This window comes from Arcobacter arenosus (genome assembly GCF_005771535.1).
Lineage (GTDB): Bacteria > Campylobacterota > Campylobacteria > Campylobacterales > Arcobacteraceae > Halarcobacter > Halarcobacter arenosus.
Window position 1 is genome coordinate 1 of sequence record NZ_VANU01000002.1, and the last position, 26,146, is coordinate 26,146.

At 27.7% G+C, this 26,146-nt stretch carries 35 protein-coding genes; 16 read left to right on the forward strand and 19 right to left on the reverse strand.

The annotated features are described in order from the left end of the window. Positions 1 to 360: 360 nt before the first annotated feature. Positions 361 to 1,056, forward strand: coding sequence for a Bax inhibitor-1/YccA family protein (locus FDK22_RS04390; protein ID WP_138151701.1), 696 nt, complete (start codon positions 361 to 363; stop codon positions 1,054 to 1,056). A gap of 53 nt (positions 1,057 to 1,109) precedes the next feature. After that, a complete protein-coding gene (locus FDK22_RS04395) occupies positions 1,110 to 1,517 on the forward strand; it encodes a thiamine-phosphate pyrophosphorylase (protein WP_138151702.1) in 408 nt (135 codons plus the stop codon). Here FDK22_RS04395 and FDK22_RS04400 read toward each other — a convergent pair. Beyond that, positions 1,469 to 2,164 carry a methyltransferase gene (locus FDK22_RS04400; RefSeq protein WP_138151703.1) on the reverse strand — a complete coding sequence of 232 codons (696 nt, stop codon included), beginning with the start codon at positions 2,162 to 2,164 and terminating at the stop codon, positions 1,469 to 1,471. The two genes, FDK22_RS04395 and FDK22_RS04400, sit on opposite strands and share 49 nt — an antisense overlap. Positions 2,165 to 2,235: 71 nt before the next feature. Between FDK22_RS04400 and secG the strand changes: the two genes are divergently transcribed. The 5 genes from secG (at position 2,236) to FDK22_RS04425 (ending at position 5,468) form a co-directional block, all read left to right on the forward strand. Then, positions 2,236 to 2,574 (forward strand): preprotein translocase subunit SecG, encoded by a 339-nt coding sequence (gene secG, locus FDK22_RS04405; protein WP_138151704.1) that lies wholly within the window; start codon positions 2,236 to 2,238, stop codon positions 2,572 to 2,574. A 146-nt stretch (positions 2,575 to 2,720) separates the two neighbouring features. Continuing rightward, positions 2,721 to 3,278 carry a ribosome recycling factor gene (gene frr / locus FDK22_RS04410; RefSeq protein ID WP_138151705.1) on the forward strand — a complete coding sequence of 186 codons (558 nt, stop codon included), beginning with the start codon at positions 2,721 to 2,723 and terminating at the stop codon, positions 3,276 to 3,278. A gap of 2 nt (positions 3,279 to 3,280) precedes the next feature. Continuing rightward, positions 3,281 to 3,889, forward strand: coding sequence for an orotate phosphoribosyltransferase (pyrE, locus tag FDK22_RS04415; protein ID WP_138151706.1), 609 nt, complete (start codon positions 3,281 to 3,283; stop codon positions 3,887 to 3,889). An 8-nt stretch (positions 3,890 to 3,897) separates the two neighbouring features. Further along, complete coding sequence (locus FDK22_RS04420) at positions 3,898 to 4,374, forward strand: RDD family protein (protein ID WP_138151707.1); 477 nt, start codon at positions 3,898 to 3,900, stop codon at positions 4,372 to 4,374. Next, entirely contained in the window at positions 4,374 to 5,468 is a 1,095-nt protein-coding gene (locus FDK22_RS04425) for an MFS transporter (protein WP_138151708.1), read from the forward strand. The genes FDK22_RS04420 and FDK22_RS04425 overlap by 1 nt, the downstream gene beginning before the upstream one ends. On the opposite strand, the gene FDK22_RS04430 is transcribed toward FDK22_RS04425, so the two are convergent. The 3 genes from FDK22_RS04430 to FDK22_RS04440 form a co-directional block, all read right to left on the reverse strand. Further along, positions 5,465 to 6,202 carry a YaaA family protein gene (locus tag FDK22_RS04430; RefSeq protein WP_138151709.1) on the reverse strand — a complete coding sequence of 246 codons (738 nt, stop codon included), beginning with the start codon at positions 6,200 to 6,202 and terminating at the stop codon, positions 5,465 to 5,467. The two genes, FDK22_RS04425 and FDK22_RS04430, sit on opposite strands and share 4 nt — an antisense overlap. Before the next feature lie 62 nt (positions 6,203 to 6,264). Beyond that, positions 6,265 to 6,678: a YchJ family protein gene (locus FDK22_RS04435; protein ID WP_138151710.1), complete on the reverse strand. Its 414-nt coding sequence runs from the start codon at positions 6,676 to 6,678 to the stop codon at positions 6,265 to 6,267. Between the two features lie 97 nt (positions 6,679 to 6,775). Next, on the reverse strand, positions 6,776 to 7,015 hold the full coding sequence (locus tag FDK22_RS04440; protein WP_138151711.1) for a ComEA family DNA-binding protein: 240 nt from the start codon (positions 7,013 to 7,015) through the stop codon (positions 6,776 to 6,778). Between the two features lie 150 nt (positions 7,016 to 7,165). On the opposite strand from FDK22_RS04440, the gene FDK22_RS04445 reads away from it, so the two are divergent. Together FDK22_RS04445 and FDK22_RS04450 are read left to right on the forward strand one after the other, a co-directional pair. Next, positions 7,166 to 7,567, forward strand: coding sequence for a hypothetical protein (locus FDK22_RS04445; protein WP_138151712.1), 402 nt, complete (start codon positions 7,166 to 7,168; stop codon positions 7,565 to 7,567). Positions 7,568 to 7,585: 18 nt separating this feature from the next. Beyond that, positions 7,586 to 8,116, forward strand: coding sequence for a hypothetical protein (locus FDK22_RS04450; protein WP_138151713.1), 531 nt, complete (start codon positions 7,586 to 7,588; stop codon positions 8,114 to 8,116). Here FDK22_RS04450 and FDK22_RS04455 read toward each other — a convergent pair. The 4 genes from FDK22_RS04455 to ung form a co-directional block, all read right to left on the reverse strand. Then, entirely contained in the window at positions 8,113 to 8,514 is a 402-nt protein-coding gene (locus FDK22_RS04455) for a DUF695 domain-containing protein (protein ID WP_138151714.1), read from the reverse strand. The two genes, FDK22_RS04450 and FDK22_RS04455, sit on opposite strands and share 4 nt — an antisense overlap. Positions 8,515 to 8,561: 47 nt before the next feature. Beyond that, complete coding sequence (locus FDK22_RS04460; RefSeq protein WP_138151715.1) at positions 8,562 to 9,344, reverse strand: complement resistance protein TraT; 783 nt, start codon at positions 9,342 to 9,344, stop codon at positions 8,562 to 8,564. Between the two features lie 86 nt (positions 9,345 to 9,430). After that, the gene (locus FDK22_RS04465) at positions 9,431 to 9,865 is read right to left on the reverse strand and encodes a hypothetical protein (protein ID WP_138151716.1); all 435 of its coding nucleotides are present in this window, start codon (positions 9,863 to 9,865) and stop codon (positions 9,431 to 9,433) included. 11 nt (positions 9,866 to 9,876) lie between these two features. Next, positions 9,877 to 10,527, reverse strand: a complete 651-nt coding sequence (ung, locus tag FDK22_RS04470) for a uracil-DNA glycosylase (RefSeq protein ID WP_138151717.1) — start codon at positions 10,525 to 10,527, stop codon at positions 9,877 to 9,879. Between the two features lie 84 nt (positions 10,528 to 10,611). On the opposite strand from ung, the gene FDK22_RS04475 reads away from it, so the two are divergent. Genes FDK22_RS04475 through FDK22_RS04495 form a run of 5 tightly spaced genes read left to right on the forward strand, consistent with a single transcriptional unit; the run spans position 10,612 to position 14,547 of the window. Next, positions 10,612 to 11,202, forward strand: a complete 591-nt coding sequence (locus tag FDK22_RS04475; protein WP_138151718.1) for a LemA family protein — start codon at positions 10,612 to 10,614, stop codon at positions 11,200 to 11,202. Between the two features lies 1 nt (position 11,203). Further along, positions 11,204 to 12,097 carry a TPM domain-containing protein gene (locus FDK22_RS04480; protein ID WP_138151719.1) on the forward strand — a complete coding sequence of 298 codons (894 nt, stop codon included), beginning with the start codon at positions 11,204 to 11,206 and terminating at the stop codon, positions 12,095 to 12,097. Further along, a complete protein-coding gene (locus FDK22_RS04485) occupies positions 12,097 to 12,714 on the forward strand; it encodes a TPM domain-containing protein (RefSeq protein ID WP_138151720.1) in 618 nt (205 codons plus the stop codon). Before FDK22_RS04480 ends, FDK22_RS04485 begins: the two co-directional genes overlap by 1 nt. Then, a complete protein-coding gene (locus tag FDK22_RS04490) occupies positions 12,711 to 13,886 on the forward strand; it encodes a YbfB/YjiJ family MFS transporter (RefSeq protein WP_138151721.1) in 1,176 nt (391 codons plus the stop codon). The genes FDK22_RS04485 and FDK22_RS04490 overlap by 4 nt, the downstream gene beginning before the upstream one ends. A gap of 7 nt (positions 13,887 to 13,893) precedes the next feature. Next, the gene (locus tag FDK22_RS04495; RefSeq protein ID WP_138151722.1) at positions 13,894 to 14,547 is read left to right on the forward strand and encodes an HAD family hydrolase; all 654 of its coding nucleotides are present in this window, start codon (positions 13,894 to 13,896) and stop codon (positions 14,545 to 14,547) included. Positions 14,548 to 14,563: 16 nt separating this feature from the next. Here the strand turns inward: FDK22_RS04495 and FDK22_RS04500 are convergent, their stop codons facing one another. From FDK22_RS04500 to FDK22_RS04510, 3 genes are all read right to left on the reverse strand, one after another. Beyond that, the gene (locus FDK22_RS04500; RefSeq protein WP_138151723.1) at positions 14,564 to 15,379 is read right to left on the reverse strand and encodes a DUF4405 domain-containing protein; all 816 of its coding nucleotides are present in this window, start codon (positions 15,377 to 15,379) and stop codon (positions 14,564 to 14,566) included. Between the two features lie 108 nt (positions 15,380 to 15,487). Beyond that, positions 15,488 to 15,865 (reverse strand): hypothetical protein, encoded by a 378-nt coding sequence (locus FDK22_RS04505; protein WP_138151724.1) that lies wholly within the window; start codon positions 15,863 to 15,865, stop codon positions 15,488 to 15,490. A 63-nt stretch (positions 15,866 to 15,928) separates the two neighbouring features. Beyond that, complete coding sequence (locus FDK22_RS04510; protein WP_138151725.1) at positions 15,929 to 16,981, reverse strand: CNNM domain-containing protein; 1,053 nt, start codon at positions 16,979 to 16,981, stop codon at positions 15,929 to 15,931. Between the two features lie 114 nt (positions 16,982 to 17,095). Here FDK22_RS04510 and FDK22_RS04515 point away from each other — a divergent pair, with 114 nt between their 5' ends. Both FDK22_RS04515 and FDK22_RS04520 read left to right on the forward strand, forming a co-directional pair. After that, entirely contained in the window at positions 17,096 to 17,512 is a 417-nt protein-coding gene (locus FDK22_RS04515; protein WP_138151726.1) for a MarR family winged helix-turn-helix transcriptional regulator, read from the forward strand. 12 nt (positions 17,513 to 17,524) lie between these two features. Next, complete coding sequence (locus FDK22_RS04520; RefSeq protein ID WP_138151727.1) at positions 17,525 to 17,773, forward strand: hypothetical protein; 249 nt, start codon at positions 17,525 to 17,527, stop codon at positions 17,771 to 17,773. Between the two features lie 20 nt (positions 17,774 to 17,793). On the opposite strand, the gene FDK22_RS04525 is transcribed toward FDK22_RS04520, so the two are convergent. The 8 genes from FDK22_RS04525 to FDK22_RS04560 form a co-directional block, all read right to left on the reverse strand. Then, complete coding sequence (locus FDK22_RS04525; RefSeq protein ID WP_228711651.1) at positions 17,794 to 18,168, reverse strand: carbonic anhydrase; 375 nt, start codon at positions 18,166 to 18,168, stop codon at positions 17,794 to 17,796. Positions 18,169 to 18,451: 283 nt separating this feature from the next. Continuing rightward, positions 18,452 to 19,108 (reverse strand): GntR family transcriptional regulator, encoded by a 657-nt coding sequence (locus tag FDK22_RS04530; RefSeq protein WP_138151728.1) that lies wholly within the window; start codon positions 19,106 to 19,108, stop codon positions 18,452 to 18,454. 78 nt (positions 19,109 to 19,186) lie between these two features. Further along, the gene (locus FDK22_RS04535; RefSeq protein ID WP_138151729.1) at positions 19,187 to 20,020 is read right to left on the reverse strand and encodes a universal stress protein; all 834 of its coding nucleotides are present in this window, start codon (positions 20,018 to 20,020) and stop codon (positions 19,187 to 19,189) included. 123 nt (positions 20,021 to 20,143) lie between these two features. Further along, entirely contained in the window at positions 20,144 to 21,154 is a 1,011-nt protein-coding gene (locus tag FDK22_RS04540; protein WP_138152222.1) for an AbrB family transcriptional regulator, read from the reverse strand. 19 nt (positions 21,155 to 21,173) lie between these two features. After that, positions 21,174 to 23,348, reverse strand: a complete 2,175-nt coding sequence (locus FDK22_RS04545; protein WP_138151730.1) for a cache domain-containing protein — start codon at positions 23,346 to 23,348, stop codon at positions 21,174 to 21,176. Beyond that, positions 23,338 to 24,018, reverse strand: a complete 681-nt coding sequence (locus FDK22_RS04550) for a response regulator transcription factor (protein ID WP_138151731.1) — start codon at positions 24,016 to 24,018, stop codon at positions 23,338 to 23,340. Before FDK22_RS04550 ends, FDK22_RS04545 begins: the two co-directional genes overlap by 11 nt. 33 nt (positions 24,019 to 24,051) lie before the next feature. Beyond that, positions 24,052 to 25,569 carry a tripartite tricarboxylate transporter permease gene (locus FDK22_RS04555; RefSeq protein ID WP_138151732.1) on the reverse strand — a complete coding sequence of 506 codons (1,518 nt, stop codon included), beginning with the start codon at positions 25,567 to 25,569 and terminating at the stop codon, positions 24,052 to 24,054. Continuing rightward, entirely contained in the window at positions 25,569 to 26,051 is a 483-nt protein-coding gene (locus tag FDK22_RS04560; RefSeq protein WP_138151733.1) for a tripartite tricarboxylate transporter TctB family protein, read from the reverse strand. Before FDK22_RS04560 ends, FDK22_RS04555 begins: the two co-directional genes overlap by 1 nt. Positions 26,052 to 26,146 lie beyond the last annotated feature (95 nt).

Here is a 26,146-nt window from a genome sequence, read left to right on the forward strand (position 1 = left end):
ATTTCTCTACATCTTCATGTAGTAAATAGTTTTATCATATTCGGTTTATAAAGATTATTATCTTAACAAACCTTTTATTGTTAAAGAACGTTTGAATCGATACTCTTAACTTCTTTTCGTTAAGTGTGTCACTCAAATTGGACGGGAATTATAATAGAATTTTTACCCCTTGTCAAGAGTTTTATATTAAATATAGCTTAAATTTGGAAAGTTTTCCTCACCTCCTCTTTTTTAGCTTTTTTTAATATTTAACATTGTTAATATATATAACAATATTTATAAAATGAATATAACTTCATTTATTAAAGGATTTATTAAGACTAACATATTAAAATGTCAAAAAATTTAGAAAGGAATACAATGTATAACAGAGATTATCTTACACAAGAAACATCTCAATACAGCTCTAATGTAGATTCATCAAGAGCACAGTTAATGAGCTTTTTAAAAGCAACTTATCAATTATTTGCTGGTTCTTTACTTGCAGCTACTGCAGGTGCATATATTGGATTAGATATGGTATCTACAATTGCAAGCTGGTATTGGGGATTAGTAATACTTGAATTTATTCTTTTATTTGCATTATTTGCAGTAAAAAATAAACCAGGTATAAATTTAGCGGTATTATTTGGATTTACATTTATGAGTGGTTTAACTATTACTCCACTTTTAAGTAATATTTTAATGATGCCTTCAGGTGCATCAATTGTTGCTCAAGCATTTTTGATGACTTCAGTTGCATTTGGTGGTATTTCAATGTTTGCAATGACAACTAAAAAAGATTTCTCTTCAATGGGGAAAATGCTATTTATTGCATTAATCATTTTAATTGTTGGTTCAATTTCAAACATTTTCTTTCAATCTCCACTTTTACAGTTAGGTATTGCGGGAGTTGGTGCATTATTATTCTCTGCATTTATTCTTTATGATACGCAACAAATTATTAAAGGTGGATTCGAAACACCAATTGAAGCAGCTATTGCTTTATATTTAGATTTCTTTAATCTATTTGTATCTTTATTACAAATTTTTGGAATCTTAAATAGCGATGACTAACAAAAACTAATATAGCTTCGATTTTCGAAGCTATATTATTCTACAATACTTCCATGGAAGAAAAAAACAATCTAAGACTTATTGATGCTAATTTAAATCGCCTTCGTGAAGGTATTCGTGTTGTGGAAGATATCTTTAGATATATCTATAATGACAAAAATACTGCCCTTAAACTAAAAAATTTAAGACACAAAGCACGAACTTCAAATTATACTGAACTTTTAGAAACAAGAGATGTACAAAACGATGTATTAAGAGCTTCAATAAAAAGTGAACAAAATCGTGATAATTTAAACTCTATATTAATAGCAAATTTTAAAAGAGCCCAAGAGAGTGCCAGGGTACTTGAAGAGTTTTGTAAATTAATATCAATAGAAGATAGTGAGAATTTTAAATATATTAGATATGAACTTTATATTTTAGAAACCGTTTTAACAAATATTACTTCAAACTCTAAATAGTTTAGAGTGTATTCTTTATAAAGTTTTTTTGCTTTTTTAAAATCTAAATTTGAAGAGCCTCCGCTAACACCTGATTTTTTAATATAATCAAATAAATCTTTTTTATTATCAAACTCTATATTATAATTGTGAATCTCAAACTCACAAATAAAACAGTTTAAGAATGCTTCTTTTATCTTCTCAACAGATAAAATTGGTGAAGATGTTTTTGTAATATCTTGAATTGTTTTAAAAGTATTAGACGTAAATAAGACAGCATTTATTTCATCAGTTGAAAGGCTTAGTTGTTTTACAAGCTTCTTTAAATCTTTTGACCACTGCATTGCCGAAGAGGATAAAATTATATCAAATCTCTTATTTTTTAAAAAAACTTCAAATTCACGAGAGTCAAAATCAAAACAATTTATTTCTATATTTTCACCCCTTGGATGAAGTTCACACATAGAAGGGGAAAAATCAATAGCATCATATCTTTCAATTTCCCAATTAATATATTTATAAACTTGTCCAGAACCACAACCTATTTCTAAAATTTTTTTTGGTTTTGATTTTATATCACGAACAAGAGCTTTTGCAGCGATTTGTTGAATTATATTGAAATTATTATACTCTTTTGCGTATTTAGAAAACTCGTTTTTTACTGACATAAAGAGCATTTTAACCTTTTTTTAATAAAATTTTAGTAAAATACAATCCATTTTTTTAAAGGAAACTTAATATGACATCAACACTATTGATAATTCAGTTCATTTTAGCAGTTGCAATTACTATTTCAATCTTACTACAAAAAAGTTCAAGTATTGGACTTGGGGCATATAGCGGAAGTAATGATTCATTATTTGGAGCAAAAGGTCCAGGAAACTTTTTAAGTAAAGCAACAATGTTTTTAGGGCTTTTATTTGTAATTAATACAGTAACTTTAGGTTACTTATACAATCAAGAAAAACTTGAAAGTGCCGTTGATAGTGTTAAAACTGATACTTTAATTCCTACTACTCCAGTGGAACAAACTGCACCTGCTGCACCTGTAGTACCAACACAACCACAAAACAACTAATAAACTATATAAAAAATGAGATATGCCATCAAGGCATATCCTCATAAAAACTCCTAAAATTCTTTATATAAAACTTATCATATGTTTATAATGGTATAATCTTGTTCGATTTTTAAAAGCAATACAAAATACAAAGGAGAGTATAAATGTTAAATGAAATATATTCAGAAACAAAAGAGCATATGGAAAAATCTCTAGAAGCATTAAAAAGAGATTATAAAACACTAAGAACAGGAAAAGTAAATGTTACTGTATTAGATAGTGTTAAAATTGATTATTATGGAACTCCAACTCCATTAAACCAAGTAGGTTCAGTTACTGCAACTGATGCAACTACTATTGTTGTAAATCCTTGGGAAAAAAATCTTTTACAAGATGTTGAGCATGCAATTAATGCTGCTAATATTGGTGTTAACCCAAATAATGATGGAGATGTAATTAAATTATTCTTCCCACCAATGACAGTTGAGCAAAGAAAAGAGAGTGCTAAACAAGCTAAAGGTATGACTGATAATGCAAAAGTGGCAATCAGAAATATAAGAAAACACTCAAACGATCAAGTAAAAAATCTTCATAAAGAAAAAGAGATTACTGATGATGAGAATAAAAAAGCATTAGATGAAATTCAAAAAATCACTGATTCTTATGTTGCAAAAGCTGATGCAATTTTAAAAGACAAAGAACAAGAAATTTTAACGGTTTAATTATGAATGTAGAACAAATTTATAAAGATGCTCAAGCATTATTAGAAGGTCACTTTAAACTTAGTTCAGGGAACCACTCATCATTTTATTTACAATCAGCAAAGGTTTTAGAAAATCCTAAAACAGCTAAACTTTTAGCTGAAGCATTAGCAGAGCAGATTAAAGAATCTGGAATAAAAGTTGATGCTGTTTGTTCTCCTGCACTTGGTGGACTAATTGCAGGTTTTGCACTTGCAACTGCACTTGATGTAAGATTTATTTTTGCAGAAAGAGTAGATGGTGAAATGACAATTAGAAGAGGTTTTGAAGTTAAAGAAGGTGAAAATTATATTATTTGTGAAGACATCATTACAACTGGTGGGTCTGCATTAGAAGCAGCAAAACAAGTTGAAAGTGCTGGTGGAAATATTGTGGCTTATGCTGCATTAGCAAATAGAGGTTTTTGTTCTAGAGTTGGAAGTGATATAGAAGCAAAAGATAATTGTAAACTTCCATTAGATAAACCACTTTTTGCATTAGAAGACTTTACTTTTGAAATGTATTCTCCAGAAGAATGCCCTATGTGTAAAGAGGGAAGTGTTGCTTATAAACCTGGTAGTAGAGGAAATTAAGTTTTACTATGAGTAGATGGAGAGATGTTAAACAAGGAAATGCAAAAGAGGAATCTACAAAAGTAGAGGATACTGATTGTTTAACATCAGCTCCAATAGGAAATAGAATTAAAGCATTTATTGTTGACATGTTTATGATAATGATGCCAATAATGTATGTAACTACTTATTTAATTATGGAAGGTAAAGAGGATTTTCAAGGAAGCGAAGAAGCTAGATGGTTAACAGCACTTACCTATGGCCTAATTGTAGTACTCTTTTGGATAATTAAAGGACAAACTCCAGGATATAAAGCTTATTCTATAACACTTGTTGATAATGAAACAAAAAATAAAATCTCTATACCAAAAGCAATTTTAAGATATTTGATATTTATATTCTCAGCAACAACAATTATACTTGCAATTTTGCCTTTTTTTAGAAAAGACAAAAAAACAATACAAGATATACTAACTAAAACCACAGTTATCTCAGAAAAAAAATAATGCTATTTTTTAAATTATCAGCATTTTATTTTTTTTATTTTGCTGCTGTTGGTGTTTATGTAATTTTCTTACCAAAAGTATTACACGATTTAGATTATAGTGCACTACAAATTGGAATTGTATTTGCCCTAGCTCCTTTAATGAGATTTGCAACACCTTTTTTATTTTTAAAACATATAAAATTAAATCAGTTCGTTTTTAAAACAGCACTATTTTTATCTATTTTTTGTTCTATTTCTTTTTATTTAACAATAGAAAGTTTTTATTTATTTATGGTAAACAATGCAATACTTGGTGCTTCTTTATCTTTGATATTACCTTATTTAGAAGTAAATGCTGTAAAAATATTAGGTAAAGATAGATATGGAAAATCAAGACTTTTTGGTTCAATTGGGTTTACTGTAATCTCATTACTTTTAGGACAATTTTTAGCTAATCCATATGTAGCAATTCATTACTATTTAGCAGTTAATATCTTAACAGTTATATTCGCCCTTTTACTTTTAAAATATGATGATGTAAATCACGATGAAAGTATAACAGATGAACCATTTTCATTTTTTAAGTATTGGCCATTTTGGGTTAGCTTATTTTTTATGCAACTAAGTTTTGGAGGGTTTTATAACTTCTTTACAATATATGAAACGGAGCATGGGATAAGTTTGCAGATGACATCTTACCTTTGGTCATTTGGTGTTTTATGTGAAATTATTTTACTTTATTTTCAAGCACCACTATTAAAAAGAAATCTATTAAACATAATTAAATTTTCTATTGCTATTACTATAATTAGATGGTTTTTATTATTTGCTTATCCTGATAATTTAGCCTTAACCTTTTTTACACAAAGTATTCATGCTTTTTCTTTTGGTCTTTATCATAGTGCAGTTATTATATATTTATACTCTTTATATTCAAACAAAAAGCTAGCCCAACAATTTATGTATGGAGTAGCTTATGGTCTAGGGGGCTTTTTAGGTGCTTTGATTGCTGGGTGGTTATATGGAGAATATCTATTCTTATATAGTTCTATATTTTCTGCTTTTGCTTTAATCTTTTTATTTAATAAACGTTTACCCAACAAGGATATCTAAACAATATCCATAATTAGTGTTTTTATATTTTTCTTTTCTTGAATCTCATTTAGTTTTAAACCAGGAATTTCCATTGCCATAAATTCACTATGATTAGTGATTTTATTTTTTGCCATCTCTTGTAAAACTTTTCCTCTATAAAACTTAGCCCAATGGGAAACAACTTTTCCATCTTTAATAAACTTAAATGTTAATACTTCAGCCTTTTTAACCTTGTAAAACTTTTCATAAAAACCTGCTCTTAAATCAATAACTTCATTTCCAACAAAATCATCTAAAGCTTCCGTAAAATTATCCATATAAAATTTTTCTACACTAATATTTGGAAGCTTTGCTCCTTGTTTATATTTATAGTCAGAAATTAAATCTTTTGCTAAAATTGGACCAAAAAGATTTGAAAACAAAACAACATTTTCATCAATATATTTTTGTTCTTCACTTTGTAAGTTGTTATAATCTAAAGCATCAAAGGCAACTCCATTGTATCTATTTATTGCCTTCATTGTAGGTTTATTGGCTATACTTTCTTTATATTTTTCCACATCTTTTAGATTTTTTAATCCAAACCATTTTGATAACTCTTCAATTGTAGAATTTTTTAATAAATCTTCATAAATATTTAAAATCTCTTCTCTTCTTGAGAAAAGTTGGGGAAAAGAAAAGTTTTCTTTTGAGAAAGAAGGGGATTCCCCTCCACTATTTTTTGTTTCTGCAGGTGCTAATAAAATTTTCATAATAACTCTTTTGAATAATATAAATAGGAGTTTATCAAAATCTTTATTTAAGAAGTTTTATTTTAACCTATAAACTTTCCACTATGATAAAGCCACTTGTCATTAACTTTTACAAATTTACTCTTTTCAACAAAAGAGGCATCAATAGCTCCTTGTGAAATTATAGCTTTAAAAGTAACGTAAGCTTCAGTTTCACCATCAATAAAATCATAGATTTCTAAACCTTGAAAAGTAGTATGATCAAAGTAATCATGTAGTGCTTGTTCCCAAGTTTTAATATCAGAAGAGTAATCTGGGTTTTCCCGGTGGGTTGTTTCCATTAAATAACTTGCATTATTTGCTGCATATGCGCTATACCTTGATTTCATGAGCTCTAATGCATTTTTTGCATAATCACCTTCATGAAATACTTTACAACATTTTTTAAATTTTTTTAAACTTCCACATGGACAGAATGAGTTACCTGATATCTTCATATTAAATCCTAATTTTAAGGTTAAAAATATTTTATCAAAAAATTTAAAAATTTGGAAGTGGCTATAATATAAATTATAATCACTCCCAAATACGATATTATTTAACCTTTATCTCATTTTTTATATTTAAGATTAACTTTGGTCCAAAACCTTTTAATTTTGACAACTCATCTACATTTTCTATTTTTTTACTTTTTCTAAAAGTAATTATTTGTTCTGCTTTTTTTTCACCTATACCTTTTATTGTCATAAGTTCATCTTTTGTTGCAGTATTTAAATTTAATGCTGCAAACATAAATGATACACCCATTAGCAATGTGACTAATATCTTTTTCATTTCAACTCCTTTAATATAATATTTTATATTATCTATAATAACTTTAAAGTTTATTTATAATCATTATAATTACTTTTATTTTTTGCAAAATATTATATATATCTAATCTCATTTATAATAGAATAATCAAAATCAATTTGAGGGAAGAGTATGGATTTTCAAATTCCGTTGGAATTAATAAGTAATTTAATCTCAGTGGCTTTACTAGCTGCGCTATTATATAAGTATCTTCAATATAAAAAGAAGCTTGATGTATTAAAGGGTTTAGATGTATTGAAAAATGAAAAAAAATTAACTTCAGAAGATAAAGAGTTTATAAAAAAGAATTTAAAAGACTATAAGCTTGCTTTTGAAAACGATCAAGAAAGAATAAAAATTGTATATCCAGTATTTATTTTAATTACAGGTATTTTATTTATCTATCTTTCTTTTCAAGAGGCTATGATACATTTAAATTTAGTTGTTGTTGCTTATATATATTTACATATTAGTAAATTACATAATAGGAATTTTTATAATTTCTTAAAAGAATTAAGTAATAATATTGATTGATCCAATATAGGAGAAAAAATGTTTAGCAATTTTTTAGGTAAAAAAGATAATAAAGAACCCAAACAAGTAGATTCAGAAAAAATAGATGAAACCATTGTTATACAAAAAGAAGAACCTAAAGGGAAAGAGTCTGAACCATTGGTTATAAAAACAAATACAGAAGATGATTTTGATAAAAAACAATGTATTGATATGGGTTTAGATATTAAAGAAAATGTAAAAAGAGCAAGCCATGCTTTTTTCAATAGTAAAAACAAACAAAAAGCAGATGCATATTTAATGTTTGAAGAATATATTAGTAGCCTTTCATCAGAAAGAACTAGAGAACTTCAAAAAATGAAATACTTAGATTTTATAGAAGAAGAAGAAAAAATATTTACTATGCTTAAAAATGGTTTTGCACAATCTGTTTCAAAGGGTGCATCCCTTGATGAAAATAGTAGAAAAATTGTTGATTTTATATTTGGAGATATTAAAAAATTTCCATCAAAAGGTCATAGATATTGGTATTATAAAACCTATATTTGGCAAAAAAGAGAAACTGATTAGAAAAACTCTTCTAATCTTTTTCCGCAATCATTATTATAAACTTCAAAATCACATTTATATAAATCATTTGATTTCAAAAAATCTATACATGCATAAATAGCTTCTTCTGGATCTTTACAATAAATATAGTGTTGCATTAATCCTTCACAAATATCAACAGCTAATAAAGCAATTTTGTTTTCTTCTTCTAAACTTTCTAAATGATTATTCTCAAAAGCAGTAAAAAAAGCCAAACAAGCAGGATCAGGGAACATAATATCATCAGCAACATGAAAATTGTGTTTTAATAAAACTAAGTGTGGAAACTCTTCCATTGTTTGAGGTAAATCAATATCATCTCTTACTCTTAACATCTGGTTAATATTCCCAGTGTTTTCTAAATACCATTTCTCTTCCATAATCAACCTTGAATATAGGCATTCATCAAAGATGAATACCTACATAATTACATTGTACCTGCTAAAGATTTAACAAGTCCATCTTCTAAAAATGGTCTAGCTTGCTCAAACTCTAAACCAGGAGCATAAGCAGAACTTACAATTCTTGTTCTATATTTTTTCCATTGAACATTTTCCATAGTAGAACTTTGTTTACTTACAGAACCTCTACCCATTTGTCCTGACATACTATCATTTTGAGTTACAGTTTCACCTTTCATTGGTCTTTGTCTAATCTCTACATCAGTAACCATTGCGTAATGGACATCTTTAACTCTAGCTGCTTCTATACCTAAACCTACAACTGCACCAATTAATCCAGCAGTTCCAGCTCTACCATATCCACCACCAGTTAACATTGTTACACCAGCTGCTGCTGCTCCCACTCCAAAACCTGATGCCAAATAATTTTTTTGTTCATTTTCATCCATTTGACCAACTTTAAGTAAGTTTGCTTGCACCATAAAATTAGCTTTTTTAGGATTCCTTGTTACAATGAACCCCATACTTTCAAATTTTGCTTTTAATTTTTGCATAATTTCAAGCTCTTCATCTGAAGTGTTTCTAAATTTGAAATAGATAATTTGATCTTTTGGATCAACTGGCTCTAAAAATATAGTTTCACTCATTTTTGTTTTTGCATGAACATCTTGTTTAGTTATAGCTACTTTTTCTCCAGTTGCAGTTGTTCCAACTTTTGTAAAAGATGGTGCCGCACAACCTGTAAATAATAAAGTAGCAAGCGAGATACTCACTAAACTCGTTTTCTTTAAACTTACTTTTTTAATCATTCCTTCACCTTGTTATTAAATTAAATTTTATTTTAGGAAAATATGTTTTAATGTTACATAAATATATTGATTTTTAGTTATTTATTTTAAAAGTTAAAGATTTTAAGACCAAAAATATCTTTATTATTTCTATTTATCCATCCATTTATAATTAAATCATCTTTTTTTGAAATAAATTGTGAAACAGAAGAATTATTATCTAAAACATTAACACTAAGTGTCCACTCATTACCATCCTTATCAATTAGTGTATCAACGAAAAACAATTCTTCATCAGTATACTCATCTTCATGGTCAAAAATCTTTTCTAGTATTCTTTGTAACATATAGTTACGTTTTAAACTATTATTTATTTCTAATTCATTTAATGATAGCTTATCTTTTAATTTATATAAAACTTTCCCATTTATATTTGATTCTTTAAGGATAAGAATAAATTTCTCACCTTGTTTTGCATTTAGAATAAACAAAGAACCAACAAGTGTTAAAACAACTATAAACTTCAAGAAAATATTTTTCATTTTTTTCCCTTTTACCAATTAATTGGCTTTTTTCCTAAACTTTTTAAAATTTCATTTGTTTTACTAAAATGTTTACATCCAAAAAAACCTCTATACGAAGATAAAGGACTTGGATGGGGAGCAGTCAAAATATGATGTTTTGTTTCATCGATTATTTTAGACTTTGCAATTGCTGGTCCACCCCAAAGGATAAATACAACATCCTTACAATTTTGTGAGATGTATTTTATTATATTATCAGTGAAAATTTCCCATCCTAATTTATGATGTGATTTTGGTTTTGATTCCTCAACCGTTAAAATTGTATTTAATAATAGCACTCCCTCTTCTGCCCAAGGGTTTAAATCTCCATCTAAACAAGAAGAATCTTTTTTTAAATCATCTTTTATCTCTTTTAGAATATTAACCATTGAGGGTGGATTTTTTATCTCTTTAGGAGTGGAAAAAGCTAGACCTTGTGCTTGACCTTTTCCATGATAAGGATCTTGTCCTAGAATTACTACTTTTAAATCTTCTAAAGAAGATTTTGTAAAGGCATTAAATATTTTATTTTTAGGGGGAAACACGGTTGTGGTTTCATATTTTTTATCAATTTGCTCTTTTAGATTTTTAAAATAATCTTTTTCTTTTTCAATATTAATTACATCTTTCCAATTTTCCATTATATCTCTTATTAAAAATTCTTTTCATTATTTGTTAATCAAACTTTCAATACTATACCATAAAATTAAATAAAGGTTAAAAAAATGAAAGCTTTTTTAATAGGGCTAGGTGTAATTGTTATCGCAATTATTGCCTTAATTGCAACAAATATAAATAATGTACCAAAATTGGATGAAAATGTTAAAGCATCTTGGTCTCAAGTTCAAAACCAATACAAAAGAAGAGCAGATTTAATTCCTAACCTTGTATCAACAGTAAAAGCTTATGCATCACATGAAAAATCAACTTTAACAGAAGTTACCCAAGCAAGAGCAAATGTTGGAAAAATCAACTTAACTCCTGAGATGTTATCTAACCCTCAACTTTTTCAACAATTCCAACAAGCACAAGGAGCTCTAAGTTCTGCCCTATCAAAACTAATGTTAGTAGTTGAAAGATATCCAGAATTGAAAGCAAACAAAAACTTTCTAGCACTTCAATCTCAACTAGAAGGGACAGAAAATAGAATCTCTGTTGCAAGAAGGGATTATATAGAAACAGTAAGACTTTATAATCTTGAACTTAGAACTTTCCCTGGTAAAATAGTTGCAGCAATAATATATCCAGAGGCACAAGTAAAGGAAACTTTTACAGCATCACCTCAAGAACAAGAAGCTCCAAAAGTAAATTTCTAATATGAAAAAAATAGTTCTAACAATAGTATCTTTTCTTCTTTTACAAAATATACTATTTGCAGCTCCAACTTTTCCTTCCCTTACAGGAAGAGTTGTTGATAATGCTCAAATATTATCAAAACAAGAGGAGACAAAACTATCTTCTATATTAGAAAATGAGGAAAAAAATACTTCTAATCAAATAGTAATAGTAACACTAAACTCCCTAGATGGTTATGATATAGCAGATTATGGTTATCAGTTAGGAAGATATTGGCAAATTGGTCAAAAAGATAAAAACAATGGAGTTTTACTTATCATCTCAATGGCTGAAAAAAAGCTGAGAATAGAAGTTGGATATGGTCTTGAAGGAGTACTTACAGATAAGACAGCCCATGAAATTATAGAATATGTTTTAAAACCAAAGTTTAGACAAGGTGATTTTTATGGTGGTATTAGTGAGGCAACAAATGCTATTATAAAAGCTATTAAGGGTGAATATAAACCAAGTGATTATGGAGTATTAAATGAAACTTCTGAAAATTGGTTTTTCCTATTTTTTGCAATAATATTTATATCTGCTATATTAGGTGGAGCTACTAGAAAATTTAAGAATATGAAGATTAGTAAACTATTTCATTCTAGTATGTTAGGGGGATTTGCAGGTACTTTTGCTATTGGCTTTACCCAAAGTTTATTATTTGCAGCCATTGCATACTTTGTTATTGGTATTATTGTTTATTTAACTACAAAAAAAGTTTCTTATGATTCTTATTCTAGTACTCATCCCTCTTATGGTACTGGATATAATGGAGGTTTTGGTGGTTTCTCTTCAGGTGGAGGATTTAGCAGTTCTAGTGGCTTCGGTGGAGGTGGCGGAAGTTTTGGTGGCGGTGGCGCTAGTGGAGGATGGTAATGTATTTAAACGAAAATGAAAAACAAAAAATCTCACAAGAGATTGAAAACCTTGAGAAACAAAGTTCAGCTGAACTTGTTGCAGTTATGACTAAAAAATCATCTTCATATAAATTTGAAACTATAGCTTTAAGCCTATTTATCACAACTATTATTTCACTTATAACGTTAGTTTTTGAAAACAATAGTATAAAACTATTTGAAATACAAACACTAAGTTTTATCTTCTTTTATTTTATTTTTGATAAATCAAATAAAGCACTTTTATCTTTACTTCCAAAATCATACAAATATGAAAAAACATCTATTTATGCAAATAAACAATTTGCTAATCTAGGTTTACAAAAAATAAAAACAAAGCAGGCTATTATGTTTTTTGTTAGTTTAGATGAAAAATATGTGGAAATTATTACAGATAGTGTCATAAAAGGAAAGATTGATGACTCTTATTGGCAAAATATTGTTGATGAATTTATCAAAGATGTAAAAAATAACAATATTTCAAATGGTTATATAAAAGCGATAAAACAATGTAATGAGATTCTAATCAAAAATTTTCCTATTCAAGAAAATGATGAAAATGAATTATCAAATGAAGTGATAGAACTAAAAAATTGAAACCTTATATAAAACAAATTTTATCAGCTTTTTTAATTCTATTTTCTTGTTTAGGATTTGGAAGATTTGCTTTTGGCATGATTTTACCAAATCTACAAGCATCTTTAGAACTCTCAACAACCCAAGTTGGTTTTATAGGTACAGCTAATTTTATAGGATACTTCATTGGTATTTTATTTGTAAACTCTTTATATACAAAATACCCAACATATAAACTTATCTTTGCTACAATGATTTTGCAAGCTTTATTTATGGTACTTATGACAGTTTTTTCAAACTACCTACTTATCTCTTTTTTCTATTGCCTTGCAGGATTTTTAGCAAGTATTTCAAATATCTCAATTATGTCTTACTTATCAAATGAGATACCAAAAGATATAAGGGGAAAAGCTATAGGAATAGTAGTTAGTGCAAGTGGAGTTGCAATTGTAATTTCTGGACAAATTGTTCCATATGTTGAAAGTATTGTTAAAATAGATGCTTGGGAAACTTCATGGATTTTATTTAGTTGTATTATGGTTGTTTTTGCTTTTGTTTCACAAATTGGGATAAAAAAAGACACCTCACATCATTTGAGTGAATTAAAATCAAAAGCCTTTGAATACTTTTTTATAAGCTCCTTTTGGAAGGTTGGGATATTATATATGATATTTGGACTAACTTATGCTGTTTATGTTACATATTTTGTAAGTGCAGTTATTAGCAAATACAATTTTAGTACTTCTATCTCGGGAGACTTTTGGGCTTTAGTTGGATTTTTGAGTATTTTTTCAGGTTATATATTTGGTATTCTTGCAGATAAAACAAGCGCCTATAAAGCTTTGATTTTGGTTTTTATTTTACAAACAATTTCTAACTTTATATTAACCCTCGACTTAAATTTTATTGCTGTTTGGATATCTACTATCACCTTTGGAATATCTGTTTGGAGTGTGCCTTCACTTATAACACTACTTACTTCTATCCACTTTGATGTGAAAAAAAATGCACAAGTTTTAGCTTTAGTAACTTTGCTTTTTGCCCTATGCCAAACAATTGCTCCTGTAGGTGCTGGTTATCTTTATGATTTGAATAAAAGTTATGATTTAGTCTTTTTAATAAGTTCCATGTTAACTTTCTTTGCTATTATTTTATCAATTATTTTTTCAAGACATATAATAAAAGAACATTAGGATTTATATGAAAAACAAAGCTATTATATTTGATTTAGATGGAACACTTATAGATTCATTAAAAGATATTGCAATAAGTGCTAATTTAGTATTAGAAGAGTTTAATCTGCCTTTACATGATATCTCTGAATATAAAAATTTTGTTGGAGGAGGAGCATCTGTTTTAGTTAACAACTGTGTTCCAAAAAATAGTAATGAAGATTTAAAACAAAAAGTATTAAATAGATTTAAAGAGGTATATGATCAAGAACATCATTTAAATACACAACCTTATGATGGTATTTATGAAGTTTTAGAGCAATTAACAAAACAAAATATTAAAATTGGAATACTTTCTAATAAACCCCACTATTTTACATGCAAGTATGTTGAAGAGTTTTTTAGTGATTATAATTTCTTAGAGATTCATGGACAAAAAGAAAATGTTCCTAAAAAACCTAATCCAATGGTTGCTCTTGAAATTGCCAACTCTTTTAATATAAAACCAGAAAACATTTTTTTTGTTGGAGATAGTGATGTTGATATAAAAACTGCTATTAATTCAAAAATGATTCCTGTTGGAGTAAAATGGGGTTTTAGAGGACCTAGAGAATTAATAGAAAATGGAGCAAAATATATTGTTGATACACCAAAAGATATTTTAAAGCTTTTTGAGAAGTAAGCTTTTAAGCTTACTTCTATTCAGGTTTTTTGTACCCTAGTTTTATCATAATATCCATTGGACTCATATCGTATTTTTCAGCAACTTGTTTAAATTTATCTTCACTACTAGCATCAACCCCTAAAGCTTTTAATTTTGAGATAAACTCATCAGTAGAAAGTTTTAAAGTACTTGCAACCTCTTTCACAGTTTTTCTCCCAAGCCCTGTTAATTCAATAATCTCTTGACCATTTTTTTCAAAATTTACTTTTAAAAGATTATAAATAAATTGTGGACTAACTGAATTATCATCTGCAATTTGTGATAAACTTTGACTTGGTTCAAATATAATATTATTGTTTTTTAATATTTTTTCACTCTCTTTAATATCAAAACCTAATTTTTTACAAAAACTTTCTAAAGATGACAATTCAGCATGTGAATATGGAGCTGTACCATACTCTTTTTCCCAAGAGTTTTTAATGCCATCACCAAATTCTAAAAATGATGAAAAAGGGGTAATGAAAGTTAATGTTCCAACTAAAAAAACTAAAGTCAATACAACTGCAACTAACATATCCTTCGTAAAAACAATCATTTGTTTTGCTTTATTTTTCATATAACTAGTTATTGGTTTCCAGTTATAAAAAACATGTAAAATGGTCATTACTAAAATAAGAACCATAAAAGTTGTATGAACTTGTCCATATTGTTCTTTACTTAAACCTAAGATTTCCCAATTTGCCCAATTTGCTATTCTCCCAGGAGGTGCAATAAATAGCATTATCCCTGTATATGCCATGATTAATATAGAAAGCATCATAGTAAGTGAAGTTATCTTTTTTAAGCTCATCTTAAATCCTTTAATTAATATATTGAAATTATAAAATATTTATTTTAACAGCTTATTAACAATAAAGATAAGGGATGAAAGGAAGATAGAGTACTTGACTCTATCTATTTAAACGTCTAATTCAAAAAAACTTTCATTTATTTTTTGATATTCAGCAATTGAACAAGTTATTTTTAATGCATTTTCATAATCTTTGAAATATTCTAAGAAAAGTTTTTTTAGTTCACTTATATTTGCTGTTCTGAAAATAAAATATCCAACAATATTTTTGTTTCTAGAACCTGCTTTTTCAATACCAAAACTGTCAAATTTCCATTCAACTCCCCTTGAATAGAAAAAAACCTCTTCTAATCTTTTATCTAATTCTTCTCTTACTGTATTGTTGTACTCTTTAAGATGAACATAAAAAGCTACATTTACATTGTATTTTTCTTGTGCAAGTTTTTTTTCAAATGTTGTTTTTGGTTCTTCTATTTTATTATCCATATCTTTCCCTCAAAAAAATTCTTTCGTAATTATAGTAAATAAGATTAAAGGCTAACTAAAATACTACATAATATTTTTTTTTGCTCTCAATCTTAACATCTTTCTTCTAGCTACTTTTCTCATGTCAACATGGGAATCTAATTCATCTACAATCTCTCGACCTAATAAAGTTTCAACTGCATCTTCTAGGGTAACAATCCCTTCTGTTTGTCCATAATTGTCAACAACTAAATACATGTGTTCTTTACTCTCTATAAACATATCAATTAATTTTGATACTGGCACATTTTCATTAACATCCAAAATTGGTTTTATTAGGCTTAATTTATCTTCTAATTCATTTGTAATCTTTTCATAGAAATACTCTTTTGAAATAACCAAACCTACCATATCATCTATATTATTCCTAAAAATTGGAATTCTAGAATACTCTTTTAATTTTTTTAAATTAATAGCATCATTTTTATTAGATTCAAAACTTACTAAATAATCATTTTCTTGTATAGAATAAACTACACTTCTTGGGGTTAAAATATCTTTTACTCTTATATCATGAAGTTGTAGAACATTTTCAATTATTCCACTATCTTCCCTTCTAATAATTCCATTTTCATCAGCTATTTTTGCAGTTGCTATAAGTTCTTCTTTTGTAATAACATTATTCTTCGAATCAGCAAGTAGTGCTGTAATTTTTTTCATAATTATAATAATTGGGTAAGTAATGTAGATTAAAAGTTTTATAACCCTTGTACTAAAACCAGCTAAACTCTTCCAATAATATGCACCTAGCGTTTTAGGAATAATTTCAGAAAATACTAAAATCAAAATAGTTAAAACTGCTGATATATAAAACATATACTCTTCACCAAATATTTTTGCGGCTTCTGCTCCAACTCCTGCTGCACCTAAGGTATGAGCAAAGGTATTTAAAGTTAAGATTGCTGCAATGGAAAAATCAATATCAACTTTTTGTTTTTCCATTAGTAATCCAAGTTTTTTATTTTTTTGTTTAACTAATTCAATATGAGAAGCACTTATTGATAATAGAACTGCTTCAAGTATAGAACATAAAAATGATACACCAACAGCAATTGAAAAATATATAATTAATAACATACTAAATCCTAAAAAATTTTCTTATTATAATAAAAAGTTCTAAAAACAGTTTAAAATATAAGCTTTAAAAAAGGTTGCATATGCAATAATTGCATACACAACTAAAGGAGAATTATGAAGTATGCATTAAAAGATTCAATTGCTTATAGATTGATAAGAAGTTCAAATAGTGTTGTTTATACCTTAAACAAAGCATTACTACCTTATGAAATTGCAATTGAACAAAGAGCAACTTTAGAGATTATAAAATTTGAGCCTGATGTTAACCAGACAAAAATTGCAAAACTCCTTGGTAAAGATAAAGCAACAATAAGTCGCTCATTAAGTTCCCTTGAAAAAAAAGGACTTATAACAAGAGTAAATGATGCTAATAATAAAAGATCTAACAAAATATCACTTACAAAAAAAGGTGAAGAGATTCTTGAATCAACAATATCATCAGTAACCTCATTTAGAGAAGAGTTAAGATCTAAAATTAGCGAAGAAGAGCATGAAATGTTTTTTAACATTTTAGACAAGCTTGAATTATAGGAAGGATAAACTATGAATAGATACGTAAATGTTTCAAACGAATTGTATGAAGTTTTTGAAGATGCTGCTGTTAAGCATGAAGAGTGTGATATTGTCTATAAAGACGATAAAAAACAAAAAGAGTTACACAGTAAAGTTGTAGACATAAAAAATGTTAATTTACAAGAATTTATTGAAATGGAAGATGGAACAGTAATTAGACTTGATAAAATTGTTGAGTTTAATGGAAACCAAACAAAAGCTCTTAATAGATATATTTAGATTAAAGAGGCTAAACCTCTTTAGTCTACACTTTCAAAACTATTAGTTTCTTTTTGAAAAACCAGTAAAGAGCCATCTAATAAATTATAGTACCAACCATGAATTTTTAAAGTTTCATTTTCAACTCTTTCTTTTACTTGGGGATAAGTCATTAAATTTTTCAATTGAAAAATTACAGAATTCTTTTCAGTAGCACGATAAAGTTCTTCTCTATTTGGATAAATAAGCTTATCTCTTAAGGTAAAATCTTTGACAGGTTTAGCTATTTCTAGCCATTTTTTTATAAAAGTATTTTGTTCTGGGATATCTTTATATAAACTCTCACAAGCCCCACAATGAGAATGTCCACATATAATAATATGTGATACATTAAGTATATCAAGTGCATATTCAATAGCAGCAGCAACACTATAAAAATCAACAGAATTTGACCATTGTTAACAGAGTCATCTAAAGCTTCTTTGAATTCATCAATTTGATATTTTTTATAAAGTTTATTACCTCTGATTAAATTATTGATTATGTTCATATTTCCATCTTGAGAGTCAAAATTATATGAAGTAGCTTAACGACTTATTCCTTAGGAAGGGAGGAGCTGCGGGAAAGCTGAATGAATTAACTACTTCATATATGAACATATTAGTTTAAAAAAATGTAAAAAAAATAAAATTCTTTCAATTAATCAAAAAAATAGGGTTTTTCTTTTTTTAAGTCATCTATTCTAGAAATTGTTCTAGATAAATGAGTTCTCATTGCCTTTTCTGCTTTTTTAAAGTTTTTCTCTTTTATTGCATCATAAATAGATTTATGGTCTTCATAAAGCTTTTTTATTTTTCCATTAATTGGTAGCTCAAGTCTATTCGCTCTTTTTTTATGACCCATTTTAGATCTTAACAGTTCATTTAATTCGTCTTGACCAATTGAATTAAACATTATTGAATGAAACTCTTTATCAAGTTCATCAAACTCATTTAATCTTGTTACATCTTCTGAAATCTCTTCTTGTTTTTTCAGATTTCTTTCAATCTTTGCAAGAGTTTTTTCATCATATTTCTCAATCATCTCTCTTAAAACTTCTATTTCAACTGCAACTCTAAAAAAATTACTTCTTTTAATCTCATCAATATTTATTTTAGTAACCAAGGTTTTAGACTGAGGAAAAATTTTTACTAATTTATCTTGTTCTAAAAGTTGTAATGCTTCTCTAATAGGAGTTTTACTAATCTCTAATTGTTCTGCTAAATCATTTCTTGAAATATATGTACCAGGTGGCAACTCTAAACTAAGTATTCTTCTTAATATTTCATTATAAGCTTTTTGTGTTGCATTTATCATATCCTACTCTCCCACTAAGTATTAATCTAATATACTAGTATATCAAACTATTACTTAATGGGATAATCCCCTTAATTCTTAATACGATAGAAAAACAGGGATATGGGCATTTTCTAGAAAATATCTAGTTGTACCACCAAGCATAAGTTCTCTAAGACCTTTATGTCCATGGGTTCCTGCAACAATCATATCAAAATTTCCTTCAATTGCATGATTAAGAAGGGCTTCTCCTGGAACCATTGTGGTTTTTATAATTTTAGCAGTTGCATTAATACCATGTAGTTTTAAATACTCAACCATATCTTCTAATAATGAGCCATATTCAATAAACTGTCCAGCAGTAACAATTTCAACTCTTTTTGCCATTTTCAAAAGTGGTATTGAAGATGTTAGAGCCCTTGAAGATTGAGGGGAGTTATTCCATCCAATTACAATAGAATCAGTTGAAAACTTTCTCATAACTCTAGGGAACATAATTACAGGCTTTCCAGTTCTTTGCGTTATAGTTTCAAAGGTAGCTGTTGGAATTCCTGAAGGTGGAGTAGCAGTAATTACAATATCAGAGATTTTTGAATATAGTTCAATCATTGAACTTCTAACACCCTCTTTTATTTTTAAATCAATTTTCAGATTTTCATCTTCAACAATACCAACATCTTTTTTAACTTTCTCAACCAAAGCTAAAAACTCATGTTTTTCACTTTCAATTCTATTTCGTAAAACCTCTTCAATAGAATCATGAATATCATGGGGCAGTAATAATCCATCTGCTATACCCTTTGAAGTTTTATAATAAGATTGTAAAACCTCTAATCTTGTATTAAAGTATTTTGCAATTAAAAAAGCACCATATAGTCTTTCTTCTAACTCATCACCACCACCAATTGGGAAAAACATCTTTTCATAAATCATAATTTATCCTTAAAATAAGTACATTTACATTTATATTACAAGTAAAAAATGTAAAAAATATAAAATATTATGAAACAACACTTTTAATATTTAGTATAGATTTATTTATAAAAAATTTCAGTTTTATATTTTTTTTGCAAAGAAATAAGCAATATTTACTACAATAAAAAGTCTTACTATATGATGTAAGGTTATATATGGAACTGTTGCTCCTACTAAGATAGCAATTAAGTTTATATCAGCTTGTCCTCCCGGTGAAAATGCTAGTAAAATAGATAATAAATCAAAATCAAAAAGTGAAGATACTATTACTATAAAAATAAATGAGATAAAAATAAGTATTAAAAAATGCCCAAATGTTCCTAAAAGAGTTTTCATAACTTCACTTAACTTTATACCTTTAAAAGTAAATCCAATTAAAGTTCCAAAAACAACTTGTACAAATTTTAAAAGTTCATCTGGCATTGGTGTAGTAACAACTGCTGTTAAATGTAAGATGATACTAATTATCATAGGACCAATTAAAAATGCTGCAGATAACTTAATCTTTTTTGCAAAAACTGCAGCAAAAATTCCCACTACAAATAAAAATATCAATTCCAATAAGTTAACATTTACAACTGATGTTGTAATAGTTTGATTTCCTCTAATATCAATACCTAATATATATTGAATAATAAAGGGGAGTGAAACCACAATAAAAAATAGTCTTGAAGATTGAACTAAAGTTATCTTTGCAATATCTGCTTTAATCTCTTCTGCTATTATAATCATCTCAATAAGCCCACCTGGCATAGCACTTAAATATGCAGTTTTTTTATCAAAACCTAAAAACTTCTCATAATATATAAGACCTGCAATGATTGTAATTGCCGAAAAAGGAATTATAAATAGTAGTGAAAAAAAGTAGCTACCAATATATTCTAAAACTTGAGGTGTAAAAGAGCTTCCAATAGTAAGACCAATAACTATTCTAGCAGGGGATGCAAAAAGTTTTGGATTTTGGATAGGAAGTTTTTCAAATCTAACAGCTAAAGAAGTTGCAAGGATAGACCCTAAAAGCCAAGGTAAGGGAAGATGAAAATAGATAAATATCAAGGAGCCAATTAACCCTACACATAAGGCGTATATCATTTTTATAAATGAATTAAAATTAAATTCTGATAGCAAACAAGGCCCCTTTTTCTGAGTTTTCAACACTTATAGAGCCTTTCATTTTCTCTTCTATAATAAGTTTTGTCATATAAAGTCCAATTCCTGTCCCATAATCACGTTTAGTTGTAAAATATGGTTCAAAAATTCTACTAATAATATCTTCTTCAATACCACCAGCATTATCTTCAATAAATAAGGTTTCTTTCCCATCTACTTCTTTGTTATAGATTTTTATTTTTGGTTTTTGGATTTTTCTTTCAACTAAAATATCTTTTGCATTTGAGATAATATTTACAATAGCTTGAGAGTATTCATTTTTATAACCATTTACATGAAAAGTTTCACTACAATCTATTTCAAGTTCAATATTATGAAATTTTAAAGTTGAACTAATTATATTTATTGCATTAGACAATGCAACAGTTACAAAAAAATCTTCAATTTTAGAATTAGGATTAAAAAAGTTTCTAAAATCATCAATTGTTTTAGACATATATTCTAATAAATCATTTGCCTCTTCAACTCTTTGGCTAAGATATTTTTTATCTAATTCTTTATAGTCATAAGCTGATTCTATATCAAAGAATAATCCCGAAACCTGAGATAAAGGTTGTCTCCATTGGTGAGCAATATTACCAATCATCTCCCCCATAGCTGCCATTTTTGATTTTTGAATAAGCATATTATCTTGTTTTGCTTTTTCCTCAATAAGCTTTGTTCTTTCTGTAACATCTCTTAATGAAGCAAATAAAAGTTCTTTGTTTTCATAATCATAGATGATTACATTAACCTCAACATTTTTGATTTTTTCATCTTTTGTTTTTAGTTTTACAGTTTTAAACAAAGACTTATTTTTTTTAAGTTCCTCTAACCCTAAGCCTTCAAATAAAGAGAAAAAGTCATGTTCTATAAGCTCATTATCTTCATATGCAGTTAACTCTAAAGCTGTTTGATTACAACTTATAATTGATGAATTATGATTTTTTATTTCTGAGATTAAAAAAGCATCATTACTATAATTAAAAAGCAACTGATATTTTTCTTCATTTAGTATTACATTTTCTTTATATACTTTTAAAAGCTTTTCAATTCTTTTTGTAAAGGCAACTGAAATAATAAAAAATATAAATGCCATAATTACAATGATAACAATAAGTTTTGAGATATTTTCATTCATATTTTTTAAAGATATCTCTTTTTCTTTTTGAACAATATCATAAATATGAGAAAGGTTAATTCCAATACCAATAAAGAATCTAAGTTTTGTAAGATAGGTACCATAGATGATTTTTTGATTATTTGAATAACTAATATATTCATCACCTTTATAACCTGTATCAATCATCAACTTTTCAATAGCTTCTAAATCTTCATCTTCACTGTATATATTTCTATCAATTAATAAAGTACTTTGCTCCAAGATATTATTTAAGCTATTTATATGATAGATAAATAAAAATTCTTCTTGATTAAATTTTTGTAGCATAATCTTTTTTAAAAGCTTATCTTTTAACTCTTCATTTCTACTTTCAAGGAAACTTGAGGAACCAATAATTATTCCCAAAGGTTTAAACTGTCTAGAAAAGGTGATTTTCTTACTAGGTTTATACCAAAAATATTCAACATATTTTTGTTCTTGTTTTTTATTATCAATCATTTCATTAATAAATTTTACACCATTTATATCTTCAAAATCTAAAAAGTTTACACCCTCTTCAGTTGGATTTTCTGTATTTAAAAGTAAGTTTCCTTGGGTATCAAAGATAAAATAGTGGATATCATTCTCTTCTTTTGCAATATTAGTTATTGCACTTTTTATTAAATCAATTATCTCCTCTTTTGAAGACATTTTTGTTTGAGAGTATAAAGAATTTATAAGATTGTAAGCGATTATTGACTGATTTTTAATTCTTTGTTTTTTATTATTTAAAATAGAGATTTTTTCAAATTCAATATCATTTTTGATATTTTCTACAGAAGTTTTTATATAAAATTTTTCCCTCTCTATTAGTGTATTTTTAAAATTTTTTATATGTAATTTGAAATTGTTATATTCTGTCTTTATAAGACTTGAACCAATAACTGTAGCAACAATTAGAATAATTATTGTAGAACCAAGTAAAGCGGTTTTCTTTACACTAACCTCTACATCTTTTTTGTACTTATTTTTCAAGCTTTAATTTATACCCCATATTTGAAATGTTTTTAATACAATTAAATGGTATTTTTTTTCTCAAAAATCCAATTGTTGTTCTTAAGGAGTTTAAACTCATATACTCATCACCCCAAACAAATCTTTCTATCTCTTCATATGAAACCACTCTATTTTTGTTTAAAACCAAAAGTTTTAAAAATAACAACTCTTTTTTTGTCATCTCAAGAACTTTATCATCTAAATAAAATAAAGAGGTTTTATTATCAAAATAAAAGTTTTCACATAATTCTATTTTGACATTTTTTTCATCTTCTAATCCTTCAACTGCCTTTGTTAAAGCTGGAAGTAAATTTCTACTGTTTAATGGTTTAATTATATATTTCTCTAAATTTAACTCAATTGCTTCAAGAAGATACTCTTTATCACTATATGCAGTTGAGATTATAATTTTTGTATTTTTATCTTCTTTTCTTATTTTTTTTGCAAGAGATATACCATCTAGTTTAGGCATATTTATATCAGTTAGGATAATATCAGGATGACATTTTTTATAAAGTTCATATCCTTCTTCTCCATCTTTAGCCTCATAAAGTTCATTAAACATACGAGAAAGGAAACGTGAGTTTACTGTTCTAACACCTTCATCATCTTCAATATATAAAACTGTAAATTGTTTAAACTTATCCATAAATCACCCTCTTTTAAAAAAAAGAGACTTAGATTAAGCCTCTTTCTTATTTCTCATTTTAGCTAAAAGTTCACTTATAACTGGCATGAATAAAATTATGATTGTTAAAACTAAGATTGACAAAGTAATTGGTCTTTCCCAAAGAAAAGAAAAAGAACTATCACTAATAGTTAAAGCCCTTCTTAAATTATCTTCCATCATTCCACCTAAAATAAATCCTAAAATCATTGGAGCCATTGGAAAGTCAATAATCCTTAAAAATAAAGCAACAACAGCAAACAATGTCATCATATAAATATCAAAATTGTTAAATGTTACTAAATAAACTCCAACTAAAGAGAAAAATATAATTAAAGGTAGCAACAATTGTCTTGGCATTGTCAATAACTTCGCTATATATGGAATTAATGGCAAGTTTAAAATCAATAATACAATGTTACCAATATACATTGAGATAATTACTGACCAAAAAATTGCAGGATTATCCACATACATAGTTGGACCTGGTTGAATCCCATAGGAGATTAATGCTCCTAAGATAACTGCTGTAGTTCCAGAACCTGGAATACCTAAAGTTAATAAAGGAACAAATGAACCCGAACTTGCTGCATTATTTGCACTTTCTGGAGCCGCTAAACCTTTTATACTACCTCTACCAAATTTTAATTTCTCTTTTGCACTAGCAAATGATCTTTCCATACCATAAGCTAGGAATGATGCAATTGTAGCACCTGCACCTGGCAAAACCCCAACAAAAAAACCTAAAACTGATGACCTTGCAATTGGAGGGACCATCTCTTTTACTTCATCTTTAGTAAGTTTTAAACTACCAATATCTTTTTTTAATTCTGCTTTTTGTTCATCATTGTGATCTTCACTCTCTAAAATATTCATCAATGCTTCCGATAAAGCAAAGGCCGCCATTGCTAAAAGTAAAAATGAGATACCATCAATTAAATCCATTCTTCCAAAGGTAAATCTTGCAATTCCTGAATCTGAATCTGTCCCAACAGTAGCTAACATCAAACCAAAAATTGTCATAAGTGCCGCTTTTAAAAATTTTCCTTTTCCAGAAAAAGCTGCTACTGCTGTTAAACCTAAAACCATCAAAGCAAAATAATCAGAAGATTGGAAACTTAATGAAACTGAGGCTAATGCAGGTGCCGCAAAAAGTAAAAAAATAGCGGCAACTGTTCCACCTGTAAATGAAGCATAAGCCGCGATTGCTAAAGCTTTTCCAGCATTTCCTGCTTTTGCCATTGGGTAACCATCAAAAGATGATGCAACCGTTCCAGCAACACCTGGAGCATTAATTAAAATAGATGAAGTTGAACCTCCAAAAATCGCTCCATAATAAACACCTGCAATTAGGATTAACCCTGAAGAGGGATCCATCCCATAAGTAATAGGAATCATTAAAGCAATTGCAGAAATTGGTCCTAGACCTGGAAGCATCCCAATAAATGTCCCAGCAAAACATCCTACGGCAACCATCAAAATATTATACATTGAAAGGGCAGTTGTAAGCCCTTGCATTACACCATCTAACATTACTCAACTCCCATAAAATATTCTACTACCATTCCTGGATCAATATAAACACCTAAAACATTGTTTAATAATAAATAAAATCCTACCGATACACCCACTGATATTAATAATACTCTTTTTATATTTCTCTCTTGTAAGATAATAAACCCTGCGGCTAGGAATAAAATAGTTGCAATAATAAACCCTAAAGTTCTAATTGTATATCCATAAAAAATCATTACTATTACAAAATATCCTACGGTTTTAAAATCTAAACTTTTTAAATAATCCATTGATAAAAAGTCTTTATCTTTATTTAAAAGTGATAAAACTAAAAGTAGAAGTGAGACAACTATCCCTGTAATTCCTAAATAAAAAGGAAAAGTTGAAGGTGTCATAACTTCCCATTCAGCCCCTGGCATCTCTTTAATGCTAAACACATTAAAAAAGTAAAAAGATGAAAAAGCTAAAAAGAATATTGAGCCTATTACATTTTTTGTCATTTTGTAGTCCTAAAAATAGTCCCTGTTTTTTGGGACCTTTATATTGTTGACTTCCTTTAAGAAGCAAATCCTAAAAAGAATAAAAGTTGTTCTTT

Bases quoted from the DNA above. Each gene is read 5' to 3' on its own strand.
- FDK22_RS04390 (WP_138151701.1), top strand. From the start codon at position 361: ATGTATAACAGAGATTATCTTACACAAGAAACATCTCAATACAGCTCT.
- FDK22_RS04485 (WP_138151720.1), top strand. From the start codon at position 12,097: ATGTATTTAAACGAAAATGAAAAACAAAAAATCTCACAAGAGATTGAA.
- FDK22_RS04515 (WP_138151726.1), top strand. From the start codon at position 17,096: ATGAAGTATGCATTAAAAGATTCAATTGCTTATAGATTGATAAGAAGT.
- FDK22_RS04435 (WP_138151710.1), bottom strand. From the start codon at position 6,678: ATGAAGATATCAGGTAACTCATTCTGTCCATGTGGAAGTTTAAAAAAA.
- secG (WP_138151704.1), top strand. From the start codon at position 2,236: ATGACATCAACACTATTGATAATTCAGTTCATTTTAGCAGTTGCAATT.
- FDK22_RS04535 (WP_138151729.1), bottom strand. From the start codon at position 20,020: ATGATTTATGAAAAGATGTTTTTCCCAATTGGTGGTGGTGATGAGTTA.
- FDK22_RS04540 (WP_138152222.1), bottom strand. From the start codon at position 21,154: ATGATATACGCCTTATGTGTAGGGTTAATTGGCTCCTTGATATTTATC.
- FDK22_RS04520 (WP_138151727.1), top strand. From the start codon at position 17,525: ATGAATAGATACGTAAATGTTTCAAACGAATTGTATGAAGTTTTTGAA.
- FDK22_RS04460 (WP_138151715.1), bottom strand. From the start codon at position 9,344: ATGATTAAAAAAGTAAGTTTAAAGAAAACGAGTTTAGTGAGTATCTCG.
- FDK22_RS04560 (WP_138151733.1), bottom strand. From the start codon at position 26,051: ATGACAAAAAATGTAATAGGCTCAATATTCTTTTTAGCTTTTTCATCT.
- FDK22_RS04465 (WP_138151716.1), bottom strand. From the start codon at position 9,865: ATGAAAAATATTTTCTTGAAGTTTATAGTTGTTTTAACACTTGTTGGT.
- FDK22_RS04430 (WP_138151709.1), bottom strand. From the start codon at position 6,202: ATGAAAATTTTATTAGCACCTGCAGAAACAAAAAATAGTGGAGGGGAA.
- FDK22_RS04530 (WP_138151728.1), bottom strand. From the start codon at position 19,108: ATGATAAATGCAACACAAAAAGCTTATAATGAAATATTAAGAAGAATA.
- FDK22_RS04445 (WP_138151712.1), top strand. From the start codon at position 7,166: ATGGATTTTCAAATTCCGTTGGAATTAATAAGTAATTTAATCTCAGTG.
- FDK22_RS04480 (WP_138151719.1), top strand. From the start codon at position 11,204: ATGAAAAAAATAGTTCTAACAATAGTATCTTTTCTTCTTTTACAAAAT.
- FDK22_RS04425 (WP_138151708.1), top strand. From the start codon at position 4,374: ATGCTATTTTTTAAATTATCAGCATTTTATTTTTTTTATTTTGCTGCT.
- FDK22_RS04505 (WP_138151724.1), bottom strand. From the start codon at position 15,865: ATGGATAATAAAATAGAAGAACCAAAAACAACATTTGAAAAAAAACTT.
- pyrE (WP_138151706.1), top strand. From the start codon at position 3,281: ATGAATGTAGAACAAATTTATAAAGATGCTCAAGCATTATTAGAAGGT.
- FDK22_RS04510 (WP_138151725.1), bottom strand. From the start codon at position 16,981: ATGTTATTAATTATATATTTTTCAATTGCTGTTGGTGTATCATTTTTA.
- FDK22_RS04475 (WP_138151718.1), top strand. From the start codon at position 10,612: ATGAAAGCTTTTTTAATAGGGCTAGGTGTAATTGTTATCGCAATTATT.
- FDK22_RS04550 (WP_138151731.1), bottom strand. From the start codon at position 24,018: ATGGATAAGTTTAAACAATTTACAGTTTTATATATTGAAGATGATGAA.
- FDK22_RS04400 (WP_138151703.1), bottom strand. From the start codon at position 2,164: ATGTCAGTAAAAAACGAGTTTTCTAAATACGCAAAAGAGTATAATAAT.
- FDK22_RS04450 (WP_138151713.1), top strand. From the start codon at position 7,586: ATGTTTAGCAATTTTTTAGGTAAAAAAGATAATAAAGAACCCAAACAA.
- FDK22_RS04440 (WP_138151711.1), bottom strand. From the start codon at position 7,015: ATGAAAAAGATATTAGTCACATTGCTAATGGGTGTATCATTTATGTTT.
- FDK22_RS04455 (WP_138151714.1), bottom strand. From the start codon at position 8,514: ATGGAAGAGAAATGGTATTTAGAAAACACTGGGAATATTAACCAGATG.
- frr (WP_138151705.1), top strand. From the start codon at position 2,721: ATGTTAAATGAAATATATTCAGAAACAAAAGAGCATATGGAAAAATCT.
- FDK22_RS04555 (WP_138151732.1), bottom strand. From the start codon at position 25,569: ATGTTAGATGGTGTAATGCAAGGGCTTACAACTGCCCTTTCAATGTAT.
- ung (WP_138151717.1), bottom strand. From the start codon at position 10,527: ATGGAAAATTGGAAAGATGTAATTAATATTGAAAAAGAAAAAGATTAT.
- FDK22_RS04420 (WP_138151707.1), top strand. From the start codon at position 3,898: ATGAGTAGATGGAGAGATGTTAAACAAGGAAATGCAAAAGAGGAATCT.
- FDK22_RS04495 (WP_138151722.1), top strand. From the start codon at position 13,894: ATGAAAAACAAAGCTATTATATTTGATTTAGATGGAACACTTATAGAT.
- FDK22_RS04500 (WP_138151723.1), bottom strand. From the start codon at position 15,379: ATGAGCTTAAAAAAGATAACTTCACTTACTATGATGCTTTCTATATTA.
- FDK22_RS04395 (WP_138151702.1), top strand. From the start codon at position 1,110: ATGGAAGAAAAAAACAATCTAAGACTTATTGATGCTAATTTAAATCGC.